This is a genomic window from Spirosoma lacussanchae (assembly GCF_005870035.1).
Classification (GTDB): Bacteria; Bacteroidota; Bacteroidia; order Cytophagales; family Spirosomataceae; genus Spirosoma; species Spirosoma lacussanchae.
The window spans coordinates 1,917,430-1,933,133 of the sequence record NZ_SWJG01000001.1; the positions used below are offsets into that span (position 1 = coordinate 1,917,430).

Sequence of the window (15,704 nt, forward strand, 5' to 3'; positions counted from 1 at the left end):
AAGTATGAAACAACTTGTCTTTGCCACCTGTCTGACGCTGTCGGCACTGCCCTTGTCGGCTCAGCTGTCTGACGACTACAAAAACCAGTGGGCCAGTCCCGCCGTGCAGCAGCGCATCGCTGACGGCATTCGCGAAAATCGTATGGGGGCCTTTACGGTGCGGTTTACGGATAAAGACGGAAATCCGGTTTCGCCGGGCGACGTCTCGTTGACCCAAACCCGCCACGATTTCTACTTTGGTGCCAATGGCTTTATGGTCAAGGGGTTTAAAAACCCGAAGGAGGATGCGCTGTACGAAGAACACTTTGCCCGGCTGTTCAACTTCGTCACCATTCCGTTCTACTGGCCCGAGCTGGAGCCCGAGCCTGGCAAGCTGCGTTTCGGCAAAGACAGCCCCTACAGCTACCGCCGACCGGCTCCCGACCTGGTGATGGAGTTTGCGCGGAAGCATGCTATTACCCCCAAAGGTCATACCCTCGTTTGGGATAACCCGCGCTGGTCCATACCGACCTGGCTCCCGAAGGATGAGAAGATCATGGAGCAGAAAATCAGCAAACGCATCGAGCAGATTGCCCAACGCTATGGTCACGAGATTCAGATTTGGGATGTTGTCAACGAAGTGACTGACCGGCATGCCGACGTACTGATGCCCAAAGATTTCGCGTTCAAGGCTTTTAAGGACAGCGAACGGGTATTTCCGAACAGCAATGTCTTTACCCTCAACTTCACGACCGCGATCTGGAAACGGAGCAACAAACGCGAATACAGCGCCGACTATCTGCTCACCGAAAGTCTGCTGCGCCGTAACGCCAAGATCAACGCCATCGGCCTGCAGTTTCACAACTTCAGCGAGCCGGAATACGAACAGATTGTGAAGGGCAAAGAGATGACACCTACTACGTTATTCAACACGCTCGACCTGTATTCCGACTTTAACCTGCCGCTGCACATCACCGAGATTACGGTTTCGGCACTGTCTGATAAAGGCCCTGATTACCAGGCGGTCATGACGGAGAACTATTATAAGCTGTGGTTCAGTCATCCAAAGGTAGAAGCCATTATCTGGTGGAATCTGGTCGATGGTACGGCGGCCCCGGCCGGAATCCGGGCCGATGGCAGCGTGATTCCCGGCGAAGACAAATGGAAAGGCGGGCTGCTGAACCGAGACTTTACCAAAAAGCCGGTTTACGACGTGCTCGACCGGCTGATCAATAAAGAGTGGCGCACGAACCTGACCGTAAAACCAACCGCAAACGCGGCCAGCTACCGGGGTTTCTATGGTACATACAAGCTGGTAACCCAGCTAAAGGGCAAGACGTACGAGAAAGAAATTCAATGCCCGAAAAGCGGCACGCGCGATATCGTGGTGGTGCTGGATTAACCCAACAACCTGACAGATACCCTTTAACGGAACGGCCGGAATCAGTTGTCCGGTTCTTTATACTGCTATGAAAATCATTGACTTACGTACCCGTTGTGTCGCTATTCCGCTCAACGCTCAGCTCCGCCACAATACCGGCGTTCATCCGGGTTATTTTCTGCGTACCATTCTGGAAATCATCACCGACGAAGGGGTGGTGGGACTGGGCGAAGTGGGCGGGGGCGATCAGCGGGGCGCTCTACAGAAGCTGAAGCCGCGGATTGTGGGTGAAGACCCGTTTCACCTCGAAAAAATTAAGCTGAAAGTACTGCGCAGCATTTATTACATGTCCAATGCCCGCCTGTATGCCGCCATCGAAATGGCCTGTCTCGATATTCAGGGAAAGGTACTGAACCGGCCACTGAGTGATCTGCTGGGCGGTCGCGTACGGGACGAAGTACCCTTTATTGCCTACCTGTTCTGGCGCTACGACCGCCCCGGCGATGGACGGCACGACGAAACCGCCGAAGACCTGGCCGATTTCTGCGTCGAACTGCACGAAACGCTGGGCGTTAACACCATGAAACTCAAAGCGGGGGTTATGGCGCCCAAAGAAGAGGTGCGGGTGCTCGAACTCTGCCGTCAGCAGCTGGGCGACGACTTCGGCCTGCGGATCGATCCGAACGGACTGTGGTCGGTGCAGACTGCTGTACAGATGGGCCACCGGCTCGAAGACCTCAACATCGAGTATTTTGAAGACCCGTCCTGGGGGCTCGAAGGCAACGCGGCCGTTCGGAAGCAGATCCGAATTCCGATTGCGACCAATATGTACCCCGCCCGTTTCGACGATCTCGCTCCGGCAATCCGGATGGGGGCGGTCGACATTGTCCTGACCGATATTCATTACTGGGAAGGCCCGCGTGGGGTGAAAGATCTGGTGGCCGTCTGTAACACCTTCAACCTGGGCGTGGCCATGCACTCCGGCGCCGAATTTGGTATCGAGCTGGCGGCCATGATCCATACAGCCTCGACGATTCCGACCATGAATTTTGCGGGCGATGCGCACTACCACTACCTGACCGACGACATCATTGAGGGGGGGCTGATGCGCTACGAAAACGGCTGTATCAAGGTGCCAACCGGGCCGGGGCTGGGCGTATCGCTCGACGAGGACAAGATGACGTTTTACGGAAAATACTACGAAGAAAAAGGCGATTACTACGCCCGTTTTCATCAGGACCCGTATCGGCCTGATTGGTTTCCGACGGTGGGCGGGATGTAAATAACAGGGCTGTTATGGAATATTCTCTGACTCGAAACGTACTGCTGCTGGCACTGCTCATTTGTCTGAAAGGGGTGGCCCAGCCGGTTGCGTTTGTACGGGTAAGCAAAACCAATCCGAGGTATCTGGAGCTGGCGGGCAAACCCTTTATTCCGGTGGGCCCCAACATCTGCTTTGCCCGCCTGGTGACCAATGGCGACAGCCTGCTGGCCTACTACGACCACTATTTTGGTCGGCTGGCTGCCAGTGGCGGAAATTTTACGCGCATCTGGTTAAGTGCGCCCATGCTGGAAGTCGAAAAGCAGCAGCCGGGTTTGGTCGACAAACAAACCGAAACGCTGATCGACGGCCTGGTCGGGCTGGCCCAAAAGCACGGCATACGCATCAAATTCTGCCTGGAACATTTTCGCAAAATCACCGGCTCACCGGCGCCCTTTCCGTCTTCCGTGCCATTCGATAAGCCCGTTTATGCCGGGTCGATTTCGTCGATGGATGAATTTTTTCGCTTGGAAAAAGGAAAGCAACTGTATCTGAACCGGGTCGCTTTTTTCGCCGGAAAATACCGCAATAACCCAACGGTTTTTGGCTGGGAATTATGGAATGAGCTGAACTCGGTACGGGTCGACGATGAGTCCTTGCTGCTGGCGTGGACAACCGACATGCTCGACAGGGTGAAGGCGCTGGTGCCGAATCAGCTGGTAATGCAAACGCTCGGCAGTTACGACTCGCCCAAACAGCATGAGCTGTACCGGACGTACTCGGCGCTGCCGAACAATGAGCTGGCGCAGGCCCATCGCTACCTCGACAAAGGGGCGTCCTTACCCGTTTGTCAGGCACCGATGGATGTTTTGGCCAGCGACGCGGTCACCAGTCTACTAGCCCTGGCACCGGCAAAACCTGTCCTGCTGTCGGAAGTGGGTGCCGTGGAACCGCATCATACCGGTCCCTTTGTACGGTACCCGGCCGATACGCAGGGTACCGTACTGCACGACCTTCTGTTCGCACCCTTCTTTGCAGGAGCGGCCGGGCCGGGGCAGAGCTGGCACTGGGATTATTACATCGAAAAAAATAACCTGTGGTGGCATTTCAGCCGATTTAACGAAGCCGTCAGCGGGTTCGACCCAGTAGCGCAGCAGGCCGTTCCCTTCCGGCTATCGGCCGACAATGGCCTGACGATTTACGGCTTGCGGGGCCGGACAACCACCCTGCTTTGGGTGAGGGACACGGCCTCGAACTGGAAAAGCGAGCTGGAAGCTAACCGGCCGGCAGCCGTGCTGTCCCGAAAAACCATCCAACCGGGGCTTCCTGCCTCCCGAACGCTTTCCTTTTATAATCCCTGGAAAGGCGAGTGGACGAAGGGTGCCCCTGGCAAAGCGCTGTCGCTGCCTGATTTCTCCCGGTCAATCATCGTAAAACTGGACTACTGATGGAGTCAACACCCAAAAAAGCCCTGGTAACGGGTGCCTCCCGGGGCATAGGTAAGGCCATTGCGCTCCGTCTGGCCGACGAAGGCCATGAGGTGGTGGTGCATTTCCACGAGAACCAGGCCGAAGCCGCCGGAGTCGCCGAAGCCATTCGCGAAAAAGGGGGTACAGCGCATGTGTTACAGGCCGATCTGTCGGATGTAAAGCAGGCTATTCGACTGGGCGAAGCGGCCTGGGACATTACCGGTGGGCTGGATATACTGGTGAACAATGCCGGGGTATCCTACAAACGCCATTTTCTGGATGTTACAGAAGCCGACTTTGAGCTGTTCAACACCGTCAATTTCCAAAGCACCACGTTCCTGACCCAGTCGGTGGCCCGCAACATGGTCAGCCATCGGGTAGCGGGCAGCATCTGGACAGTTACGTCGGTCAATGGAATACGGCCGGGGCTGGGACTGAGCGTGTACGGGGCAACCAAAGGGGCGCTGGAAACCCTCATGAAAGGCGTGGCCATGGAGCTGGGGCCGCACCACATTCGGGTCAATACGGTGGCCGTCGGGGCCGTGCAGACCGATATTAACCGGGATGTTTGGGAAAACCCCGATCTGCTTCAGACGGTGAACAACGGCATTCCCGCCGGTCGGTTTGGCCTGCCCGACGAGATCGCCGGTGTGCTGGTCGATTTAATCAATTCCGGTAGCTACATGACCGGTACTACCATCACCATCGATGGTGGGCTCCTGCTGATGCGGGGGTATGGACAGGTAAAACCCTACGAAACCAACTAACCGAAAGCGCAGCATGAAGATATATAGCACCCTCTTTTTAGGCCTCTGGCTGCTAACGAGCGAAGTGTTGGCCCAGTCTGACATGACCGCCAGAAAACTCTGGCAACCGTACCGCGTGACCCCCCGAACGGGCGCGCAGCACATCGATTTGTCGGGCAGTGGTTGGGAACTGTCCTATGCCGACAAGCCGGTAACGGACCTGAAACAAAGCCGACAGGGAGCTTTTCAGACGACCATACCCAACTCGGTTCACTGGTCGCTGTTCAAGGCCGGAAAGTTGCCGCATCCATATTATAACCGGAATTCAACCCAGTACCGCTGGGTCGAAGAAAAGGCCTGGTACTACAAAAAGACGGTCGACGTGCCGGCGGCTGCCCGGGATAACTTTGTTTTTCTCTGTTTCGACGGCGTCGACTACTTCTCGAAAGTCTGGGTCAACGACAGCCTGGTGGGGGTTCATGAAGGCATGTTTGGCGGGCCTACCGTTGAGGTGAGCCGTTTTTTGAAGCCGGGCTCTAACAACGACATCACGGTAGAGGTGCGGGCGGGTAATTGGGGAAACCGGGCAACCGATTACGAGAACCTGCCCCGCACGGCCTCGGGCGAATTTGACTACTCGAAACGAACCGGCTTTAATCCCCGGGCCAGTGGTAAAATCATTAAGCCGTGGGTGATTTCGGGTGGATCGGGGGGCGAACCGTTTTTCTCGGTGGGGATGTGGCAGGGCGTCCGGCTCGAAATTGTACCGCCCTTTCATCTGGAGCGGCCGTATATGACCACCCGAAGCCTGACGGCCAGCGCGGCTCAGCTGCACCTCTCCGCCGAAGTATTTGCGAAGGCCCATTCGCTCCAGAAACAGCTTCATCCCTGGAACAACACCCAGCTGAACCATCCCAACGAAAAAGGAACGGTTTTTAAGCCGGTGGCCGAAAAGCTGAGTGTGCTGGTCGAACTCAGACCAAAAGTAATGGCGTCAGCGACCGGGTCAGGCGGTCAGTCGACAAAGACAAAGCCGGGCGAAGCGTTCAGCCGAGAGTACCCGGTTACCGCCTACGAAGGCCGCATCTGGCTCGAAGAGGACATCACCCTGCCGAACCCGAAGCGCTGGAATCCGAACGGTATGGGCGACCCGAACCTGTACGACGTCAGCCTGACGCTGAAGCAGAACGGGAGCCCGGTAGACCGAATGCAGTTTGACTATGGCATCCGAACCATTGAGCGCGTACCCACCGCCGGGCCGCGCACCGCCGACCGGTGGGAAAACTGGCAATTTATCGTGAACGGGCAGAAGCTCTTCGTAAAGGGAATGAACTTTACCCCGCAGGATATTCTGCTCGATCTGCCCCGCGAACGCTACCGCTGGACCCTCGAAGCGGCCAAAAAAATGGGCGTACAACTGATCCGCATCTGGGGCGGGGGGCTGCTCGAAACCGATCACTTCTACGACATCTGTAACGAGCTGGGGCTGATGGTCTGGCAGGACTTCCCGATCGGTAACCAGGATACGCCCGATTATCCGCAGGATGTCTGGGAAGCACAGGTGGTGCAGAACATTTTCCGGCTACGGAACCATCCCTCGCTCGTGATCTGGAATGGCGGTAACGAGTTTAACCCCTATTCGTACGGCAATGCCGCTTCGATGGGCATCATCGAACGAAACCTGGATATCTTCGATAAGTCGAGGCTGTTTGTCCGCACCACTCCCGACGATGGTTCCATGCACGCCTATCCCGACATGGACCCCACCTGGTATAACCGCAGCTACCAGTTTGAGCCCTGGGTGTCGGAAACGGGTATGCACAGTATTCCCGAAGCGGGCGTATTTCTGGAAACTGTCGACAACAAGGAGTTTACGGGGCTGGGCAAGATGTGGGATAAAGCGTTTGGGCCTTCGCACCCCGATTTTATTCATCATTTTACCGAGTATGGCCCCGGTCGGGTGCCGCGCATGCTGAGCCGGGCATCGCACATTGCCGACATGGCCGACCCAACGCTCGAGTCTATCTCCGAAGCGTCGCAGATTGGGGCGGGTGAATTTTATCAGGTCTTTTCGGAAAAGATGCAGGGCAACTACCCCGTTACGGCTGGCCTGATGCCCTGGGTCTTTAAACGCCACTGGCCCGTCATTGCCATTCAACTGATGGACTGGTTCGGACAGGCAGCCGCTCCGTACTATTTCCTGAAACGTACCTATGAGCCGACGCACGTAGCCATCGACCTGCCCCGGCTGATCTGGGCGTCCGGCGAAACCATCGGGCTGACCACCAAAGTCACCCACGCCCAGCCCCAGGCGCTGGCTGGTCACACGGTACGCATAACGGTGCTGGACGATGGGTTCAACCCACTCTGGAAAGCCAGTAAACCGCTGGCCATTGCGGCCGGCCCCTCCGTCAGTTCGGCAACCATCGGGGCGTTTACGATTCCGGCTGGGTATAAAGACCGCTTTCTGTTTGTCGTAGCCGAACTAACCGACGCGTCGGGCAAGCTGGTGTCGCGCTCCCTCTATTACCCGCGTTCGCTGACGATGATGGACGACAAAGCCACTCATGATAGGTACGTAGCGGAACCCGTGGCCTGGCCGGCGATCGAGAAAGGGCCTTTCCTGAAAACAACCGTTCAGAAAACAACCACCACGCTCGAAAGCAAACTGCTGTCGGTGAAGCCGCTCGACGATAGCCGCTCGCAACTAACGGTGCAGGTACGGAACGCAGGTACGACACCCGCCTTTATGACCCGACTCGATGTTGCCGGGGCCAGACGCGCCCTCGTTGCCGATGATAACTATTTCTGGCTGGCCCCCGGCGAAGTCCGGACCCTGGCTGCTACGGTGCTCTGGCGGGGCGATACCCAGCAGCCCGACGCTCCCCGCGAGATGTCAGCCGGAACGGTATTGGTCACCGTGAGTGCCTGGAACGCGCCGGTGGTGAGCCTGCCGCTGGATACCAAAGCGCTGCTGGTTCAGAAAACAAGTAAGTAAACCCGATCCAACATGAACCCATCCGAACCACCGGGCCTCGTGCCGATCCCAGAGGCCGCCCGCCCGAAACCGCCCCAGATGCCCGTTCGCTGGACCCTGCTGATCCTGCTGTGGCTGGCCTTTTTCCTGAACCAGGCCGACCGGCAGATATTCAGCGTGGTGCTGCCGCTCATCCGCACCGAGCTGGGCCTGACCGACGCGGAACTGGGCCTGATTGCGTCGGCACTGGTCTGGACCTACGGACTGCTGGTGCCGGTAGCGGGCTTCATCGGCGATCGGTTCTCGCGCCGGAATATCATCGGGTTCTGCCTGCTGTTCTGGTCGGGGGCCACCCTGTTCACGGGCCTTTGTTCGTCGGTGGTGCAGTTTGTTTTGCTGCGGGGCGTCGGAACGGGTGGGGGCGAAGCCTTCTACGCGCCATCGGCCAACGCGATGCTGGGCGAAAACTACCGCCACAACCGGTCCTTTGTGCTGTCCATTCACCAGTCGGCCGTCTATTTCGGCATCATTCTGAGCGGATTGATTGCGGGCTACATCGGTGAACGATATGGCTGGCGCCATGCCTTCTACCTGTTTGGTGGACTGGGCATCGTGCTGGCGGCTGTCTTCTTCCGGCTCATTCCCGAAGACGTACCGGCCGCCGGGCCCGCCAGCCGACAGGAATCCACGACTCAGATCGTGGCCACGGCCCGGGCCATTATCCGCAAACCTACGGTGATACTGCTTACCCTGGGGTTTGGCTGCATGGTGTTTGTAAACGTGGGGTATCTGACCTGGATGCCCTCGTTTCTGGTCGATAAGTTTGGGCTGAGTCTTACGCAGGCGGGTTTCTCCGCGCTTTTCTACCACCATGCCGGTGCTTTTCTGGGCGTACTGTCGGGCGGGAAGCTGGCCGATCATTTTGCCCGCGTCAACCCCCGCAACCGACTGGTGATCCAGGCACTCGGGCTGTTGCTGGGCGCGCCCTTCATCTACTGGATCAGCATGAGCCAGAGCCAGGTCATGACCTACGCAGCTCTGTTTGGTTTCGGCATATTCCGGGGCTGGTACGACTCCAACATCGTGGCTTCCCTCTATGAGGTGGTTGCGCCCACCATTCGCTCATCGGCCTACGGACTGATGCTGGCCTGTGCCTTTCTGATCGGCGCATCGGCTCCTTATCTGCTGGGTGTGCTGAAACCAACGCTCGGGCTAACCATTGGGCTGGCCAGCCTCTCGGGGGTGTATGTGGTCGGGGGACTACTGATCGGGGCGGGGGCTGTCTGGTTTTTTGAGGCCGATAAAGAACATAGCCTATAAAAGGCAAGCGTCAACGCATAGGCCTGGTCTGCCCTGCGTTGCCTGAAACTGACTGAACGTATTGAAATTGTAACCTATAAATCAACTGATTACATGGAAATCATTGCTAACGATTATCCTGTCCGCAAGCACTTCGTAGACTACGATACCGCCGAAGTGGCTTACCGCTACAAAAAACTGTATGCCGCGTTGATCTCGGATGCCCTCGAAGGGCTGGGCTACCACAACCAGTGTATGTCGAGCGGTATCTACCCGCTGGTTCATACCATGAAAGTGGCCGGGCCAGCGTTTACCGCCCATGGTATCGCGACGCCCAGCCGCGACCATAAAGTGCATGATATTCGGCTGGGTATGTTCAAGAGCATGACCGATGGGGTTGTCCAGATCCGCGATACGCAGGGCGACACCTCCTGCGGGCAGTTTGGCGAAATATCCGCCACCGCGGCTGCGGCTGCGGGTTGTGTGGGAGCTGTCATTGACGGGTCCACGCGCGACTCCAACTACCTGATCGATATGGGTTTCCCGACGTTCTGCCGGTTTCGGAATCCGGTCGAGGCTTTTGGCCGGTTCATGGTGGTCGATTACCAAATTCCTATCTACGTCAAAGGCATGAGCGGCCAGCTGCAGGTGAATCCCGGCGACTATATCTTCGGCGATAACGACGGGGTGGTGGTGGTACCACAGGAGCTGACCATCAAAGTGCTGGAAATTGCCGAACAGGCCTTTGCCGATGAGGCTCAGAGTCGTCAGGCGATGGCTACCGGCCGCGACCCGTTCGAGGTCTACCAGGAGTTTGGCCGTTTCTGAGCCGACTGGTTACCCGGCTGACCGCCCGTTCGTCTGTCCGTTCCGGTTTCCGGGTAGCCAGGCGAACGGGCGGGTTGATGGACGAGTAAAAAAAGCGGCTACCCGCGCTTCGTTCAGGAAGGGGCTGGCTGTACGGACCGGCCCGGATTGTCGACCGCTCTAGTTCTCCCGAATCGGATAGTATGGCTTACCTGTCTGGAATGCAACGTGTGCTGCTGGGGCTTATGACGGCTATGGGCTCGGCGGTCAATAGCCCCGAACCGAATACCGACTGGCCCGAATACAACGGCGACGGGCAGCGGAGCCATTACTCGCCCCTGGCTCAGATAACCCCCGTTAATGTGCAGCGGCTGGAAGTGGCCTGGCGCTATGCGTCGGGTGGAGCTGATACCGTTGGTAACCGAACCCAGATGCAGTGCAACCCGATCGTTGTAGGCGGTATCCTCTACGGCGTATCGGCCAATACCCAGGCCTTTGCTGTAAACGCAGCTACCGGTAAGGAAATCTGGAAGACAAACCTGCCCGATACCGACGGTACCACCAGCCGGGGCGTGACCTACTGGACCGATGGCCCCGACGAGCGGATCTTCTTCGGGGCTGGTAACAACCTCTACGCGCTACGGGCTCGCACCGGTGCCCTGATCGAGTCCTTCGGACAGGGCGGCTATATCGATCTCAAGCAAGGCATCGACCGACCCGGTGGCGACAACTACGTTCGGGCCAATACGCCCAACACCATCTACAAAAATCTGCTTATCGTGGGGGCCCGGCTGGCCGAAGGCGAAACTGCGCTGCTGGGCGACGTGCGCGCCTACGACGTACGCACCGGCCGAACGGTCTGGACGTTTCGGACCATTCCGCAGCCGGGCGATTATGGGTACTCGACCTGGTCGCCCGCCAACCCCCGCCAACGGCTGGGTGGGGCCAATGCCTGGGCCGGTATGGCTATTGACCGGCAGCGGGGCATTGTCTACGTCCCCACCGGATCGGCCGCCTATGATTTTTACGGAGGAAACCGAAAAGGGGATAACCTGTTTGCCAACTGCCTGCTGGCGCTCGATGCCGCCACCGGGAAGCGCCTGTGGCATTTTCAGTTCGTTCACCACGATATCTGGGACCGCGACCCGCCCGCGCCCCCCAACCTGCTGACGGTCGTGCAGAAAGGGCCAGACGGCAGACCCCGACGCATCGACGCCGTGGCTCAGATAACTAAACAGGGACACGTGTTTGTCTTTGATCGGGTAACGGGCAAACCTTTGTTTCCGGTTGTTGAACAACCGTTTCCCGGCGATGCCGTGGCGGGTGAGCAGACCAGCCGTACCCAGCCGATTCCTCTGAAACCAGCCCCGTTTACGCAGCAGACCTTTACCGAAAAAGACATTAATCCCTGGGCTTCGGACCGACCCGCCCTGGTGGCTATGCTGCGAAAAGCCCGAACCGGCAGCCCGTATATACCCCTAACGGCGGAGACAACCATTTTCTTTCCCGGCACCGACGGGGGCGCACAGTGGGGCGGAGCCGCTACCGATCCGGAAGGTACTATCTATATTCCGGCCAAGCAGAACCCTTGCTATTCGACGCTTATCCTGAAAGACCAGCCTGCCGAGAAGACCCTGGTGTCGACGGCGCAGCTGTACAGGGCAAACTGTTCATCCTGCCACGGAACCGACCGGCGCGGTAATCACGACGGTTCGTATCCGTCGCTGCTCGGGATCGACCGGCGGCTCTCGGCGGAGGCTATTCATCAGGTAGTACTCAGGGGACGGGGTATGATGCCCGGCTTCTCACACTTACCCGAAGCAGAGCGGAAAGCCATTGTCGACTATCTGCTGAACAAAACCACCCTGGCTCAGGCGAGTCGGGCTCGGACCAGTGATATACCTTACCAGCATACGGGCTATAACCGCTGGTACGACAGCCAGGGCTACCCGGTCAGTGCGCCACCCTGGGGTACGCTGACCGCCATCGACCTCAATACGGGCGAACACCGGTGGCAGGTGCCGCTGGGGGAGTACCCCGAACTGACCGCCAGAGGCATTCCGCCCACCGGCACCGATAATTACGGAGGGCCACTGGTAACGGGCAGCGGGCTGCTGTTCATCGCGGCCAGTAAAGACAGTCAGCTCAGGGCAATCGACAAGAAAACCGGCAGAATCCTCTGGCAAACAAGCCTGCCGGCTGCCGGATTCGCGACGCCGGCTACTTATTCAGTTGGTGGCCGGCAGTTTGTTGTGATTGCCTGTGGCGGGGGCAAGCTGAAATCAAAATCGGGCGATCAGTATGTGGCCTACGCGCTGGCCCCCTAACGGGCAGCAATCGGGGAAAGAACGGATACGGGTTGTGTGCTGTTCTACCCGTATCTTTGGCTTTCTGAACCTACCGCTTACCGGCCAGTTATGCAGTCTACACTCAACCCCGCAACGCTCAAAAACCTTATTTTCGACCTCGGCGACGTTATCATCCCCATCGACCTGACGGCCCCGATCCGCAATTTTGCCATGCTGGCCAACATGCCCGAAGACGATGTTCGGGACCTGTGGCAACAGCACGATTTCCTGAACCACTACGAAACCGGCCTCATCGACGACGACGCTTTCCGCAACCATGTCCGGCAACTGATCAGCCAGTATAGCGATGCGCCCAAAGGCTGGGCCGACGAAGTCATTGATACGGCCTGGAATACGGTACTACTCGATCTGCCCGTGGAGCGCATCGAGCGCATCAAGCAGCTGAGGACCAGCTACCGACTGTTCTTGCTGAGCAACACCAGTCCCATCCATATCCGGCAGGTCAACCAGGTGCTGACCGGCATGGGGCAGCCAGCGCTGGAAGAGCTCTTCGAGACGGTGTTCTATTCGTATGACCTCCGGATGGCCAAACCAGCGCCCGGGATCTATCAGCACGTGCTGACCCAGGCTGGCATCCGGGCCGAAGAAACCGCTTTCTTCGACGATAACGCCCTGAACATCCGCGCAGCCGCCGAGTTAGGTATTCAGGCGGTTCAGGTGCAGCCACCCCTGACGATGCTGGACTACGTAAAGGATTTATCGTGATGCGGTCATACCGCCTTTCTGCTCACTGAACGGGTTTGTACCCGCGTTTTCGACATGAACCAGCGCACTCGTGCCTACCTCCTGCACGGAGGTCTTTTTTTGCTTACCCTGATTACCACCACACTCTCAGGAGCGGAATGGATGTTTGGCCGGCTCTTCATCGCCATCGAGGGCATGAAACCCCTGGGTTGGGCCGAGTTTGTGGCCGGATTGCAGTTTTCGGTGCCCTTTCTGGCTATTCTGACCGTACACGAGTTTGGCCATTACTTTACCGCCAAAGCTAACCGGGTGCGGGTAACTCTGCCGTATTACATACCACTCTGGTTCCTGGTCGGGCAAAGCATCGGTACGCTGGGCGCTTTTATCCGAATCAAAGACTACATTGGCAGCCGACGAAAATACTTCGATATCGGTATTGCCGGACCGCTGGCCGGATTTGTGCTGGCGCTGGTTGTGCTTTGGTACGGATTTACTCACCTGCCACCCCCGGAATATGTCTTCAGCATCCACCCGGAGTACCAGAAATACGGCCTCGATTACGGAAAGTACGTGTATGCTAACCTGCCCCCGGGCGGAGCCGTAGGACTGGGCGATAACCTGCTGTTCTGGTTTTTTAAAACGTACGTGGCCGACCCTGCGCGGGTGCCGCACCCCTACGAAATGGTACACTATCCGTTTCTGCTGGCGGGGTATCTGGCTCTGTTCTTCACCGCGCTCAACCTGATTCCCATTGGTCAGCTGGATGGCGGACATATCCTGTACGGACTTATTGGCCGGACGTGGTTTAACCGGGTAGCGCCGGTGCTCTTCACGGGCTTTGTCTTCTACGCCGGACTCGGGGTTTTCAAACCCGCCGATTTTGCGGTGCCTACCGACGACGCTTTTTTCTCGCAGCTGGGATATTTCGGGCTGTATGTGCTGTTCCTGTACCTGTGTTTCTCCAGAATAGACGAGCAGGATGGCCCCCGGGCGGGCTTTCGCATGACTCCGCTGCTCGTAACGCTCAGCGTAGTTATGGCGCAGCTGGTCATCTCTTCGTTCCGGCCCGATTGGGAAGGGTATTCGGGATTTCTGGCCTTTGCCTTTGTGCTAGGTCGCTTTCTTGGTATTTACCATCCCGAAACCCAGCTCGACGAACCACTCGATGGGAAGCGCCAATTGCTGGGCTGGCTGGCGCTGCTGGTGCTGGCTCTTTGCGTGAGTCCACGCCCGTTTCTGATTCCATAGGAATATTCAGGCTTACTCGTATGTTTGTAGGATAACTGGTTGACCTATTGATCATAGGCTTTTAGTATGGCCTTACCTGCCGCCTACACGACGCTACGCCTGTTCCTCGACGGCATGCTATGCATGATGGCGCTGTATGCCCTGCTGAGCTATTTTCAGCAGCAAAAGTCAATCTATTGGCAGTATGCGCTCTACATCCTGTGTATGGTCGCTACCTTCTGGATCGATGACATTGGTTACGGTAAAGTCGATTACCTGCCCGGAGCCGATTACCGGGCTGCCCTACTCGAAACCATTGCCTTTGTCCTCTACATCCGGTTTTCAGTGCTGCTGATGAACATTGCCGCGCAGGACCCGGTCAGCTACCGAATACTCTGGGTCATTACCACGATACTGATTGCCGGGGCCCTGCTCGATACGGTCCTGTGGCTGGCCGGGGCCTCCGACAGCCTGCGGAGCACTTTGTATACGATCAACCGGTTCGGCGTGGCGGCTGGTGCGCTGCTGGTGATGCCCCGGATTCTGCGGCTGCGGCAGGCCGTTGTTACCTACTTTATTGTCGGATCGCTGCTGTTTACATCGGGCTGTTTGCTGGCCCTCTGTATCAATTTCATACCAGCGCTGTTTACCCGCCAGATCGACCACCCGTTTACGTATCCAATAACCTTCATGCAACTCGGCGTGGTGGGCGAAGTACTGTGCTTCACGCTGGGTATGTCACTGCGGAACCGCGAGAATGAACAGGAAAAAATAAAATACCAGGCGCAGCTGATCGAACAGCTTCTCGAAAACGAACGAAAACAGCAAAAACTTCAGCGCATCCGCGACGATATTGCCCGCGACCTGCACGACGACGTAGGCTCAGACCTAAGTAGTATCAACCTGCTCAGCCAGGCAGCCGCCCGCCAGCTCGACCGCCAACCCGACGAAGCGCGCTCCCTGATCCTGACCATCGGGCAGACATCCCGGCGGGTGGTAGCCACCATGCGCGAAATTGTGTGGAGCCTGAACTCGGCGCAAACTTCGCTGGAGAGCTTCTCGTTCCGCCTGCGCGAAACGGCCAGCCTGCTCTTCGATCATCAGCCCACGGAGCTTCACCTGGATTTGCCGCTCGACAGCGACCCTACCTGGGTTCTGCCGGCCGAAGGACGGCGGGATCTGTTTCTGATGGTGAAAGAGATGCTGCACAACGCCGTCCGACACGCGCAGGCGTCGCATGTCTACGTGCAGGTAAGGCAGCAGGCGGGCGTACTCCAGGTCCGTGTGCGCGATGATGGCCGGGGATTCAGGGTAGCGGATCGGACAACCGGCAATGGACTAAGAAGCCTGAACCAGCGGGCCGCATCGCTGAGCGGGCAGCTCCATATTGAGTCAGCGCCCGGAGCTGGTACCCTCATTACGTTTCAGTGTCCGCTGACCGAAGACGTCGTTATAGCCTGAGCCAGATCGTGGTGCAGGCCGGCGCTGGCAGGGATGAATTATCG

General features: G+C 57.7%; 11 protein-coding genes. All 11 read left to right on the top strand.

Annotated features, from left to right (window positions below):
- Positions 1-4: 4 nt before the first annotated feature.
- The 11 genes from FBR45_RS07915 to FBR45_RS07965 all read left to right on the top strand — a co-directional run bounded on the left by FBR45_RS07915 (position 5) and on the right by FBR45_RS07965 (position 15,660).
- Positions 5-1,381 (top strand): endo-1,4-beta-xylanase, encoded by a 1,377-nt coding sequence (locus FBR45_RS07915; protein ID WP_138500917.1) that lies wholly within the window; start codon positions 5-7, stop codon positions 1,379-1,381.
- Positions 1,382-1,448: 67 nt separating this feature from the next.
- Positions 1,449-2,642, top strand: a complete 1,194-nt coding sequence (locus tag FBR45_RS07920; protein WP_138500919.1) for an enolase C-terminal domain-like protein — start codon at positions 1,449-1,451, stop codon at positions 2,640-2,642.
- Between the two features lie 14 nt (positions 2,643-2,656).
- Positions 2,657-4,069, top strand: a complete 1,413-nt coding sequence (locus FBR45_RS07925) for a glycoside hydrolase 5 family protein (protein WP_138500921.1) — start codon at positions 2,657-2,659, stop codon at positions 4,067-4,069.
- Entirely contained in the window at positions 4,069-4,857 is a 789-nt protein-coding gene (locus FBR45_RS07930) for an SDR family NAD(P)-dependent oxidoreductase (protein WP_138500923.1), read from the top strand. The genes FBR45_RS07925 and FBR45_RS07930 overlap by 1 nt, the downstream gene beginning before the upstream one ends.
- 13 nt (positions 4,858-4,870) lie before the next feature.
- Positions 4,871-7,834, top strand: a complete 2,964-nt coding sequence (locus FBR45_RS07935) for a glycoside hydrolase family 2 protein (protein WP_138500925.1) — start codon at positions 4,871-4,873, stop codon at positions 7,832-7,834.
- 12 nt (positions 7,835-7,846) lie between these two features.
- Positions 7,847-9,133 carry an MFS transporter gene (locus tag FBR45_RS07940; protein WP_246082149.1) on the top strand — a complete coding sequence of 429 codons (1,287 nt, stop codon included), beginning with the start codon at positions 7,847-7,849 and terminating at the stop codon, positions 9,131-9,133.
- Between the two features lie 93 nt (positions 9,134-9,226).
- Positions 9,227-9,940, top strand: coding sequence for an RraA family protein (locus tag FBR45_RS07945; protein ID WP_077919978.1), 714 nt, complete (start codon positions 9,227-9,229; stop codon positions 9,938-9,940).
- Positions 9,941-10,140: 200 nt separating this feature from the next.
- A complete protein-coding gene (locus FBR45_RS07950; protein WP_138502017.1) occupies positions 10,141-12,246 on the top strand; it encodes an outer membrane protein assembly factor BamB family protein in 2,106 nt (701 codons plus the stop codon).
- Positions 12,247-12,336: 90 nt separating this feature from the next.
- The gene (locus FBR45_RS07955; RefSeq protein ID WP_138500927.1) at positions 12,337-12,993 is read left to right on the top strand and encodes an HAD family hydrolase; all 657 of its coding nucleotides are present in this window, start codon (positions 12,337-12,339) and stop codon (positions 12,991-12,993) included.
- Between the two features lie 54 nt (positions 12,994-13,047).
- Entirely contained in the window at positions 13,048-14,220 is a 1,173-nt protein-coding gene (locus FBR45_RS07960; protein ID WP_138500929.1) for a site-2 protease family protein, read from the top strand.
- Between the two features lie 66 nt (positions 14,221-14,286).
- Positions 14,287-15,660 (top strand): sensor histidine kinase, encoded by a 1,374-nt coding sequence (locus FBR45_RS07965; protein WP_138500931.1) that lies wholly within the window; start codon positions 14,287-14,289, stop codon positions 15,658-15,660.
- Positions 15,661-15,704 lie beyond the last annotated feature (44 nt).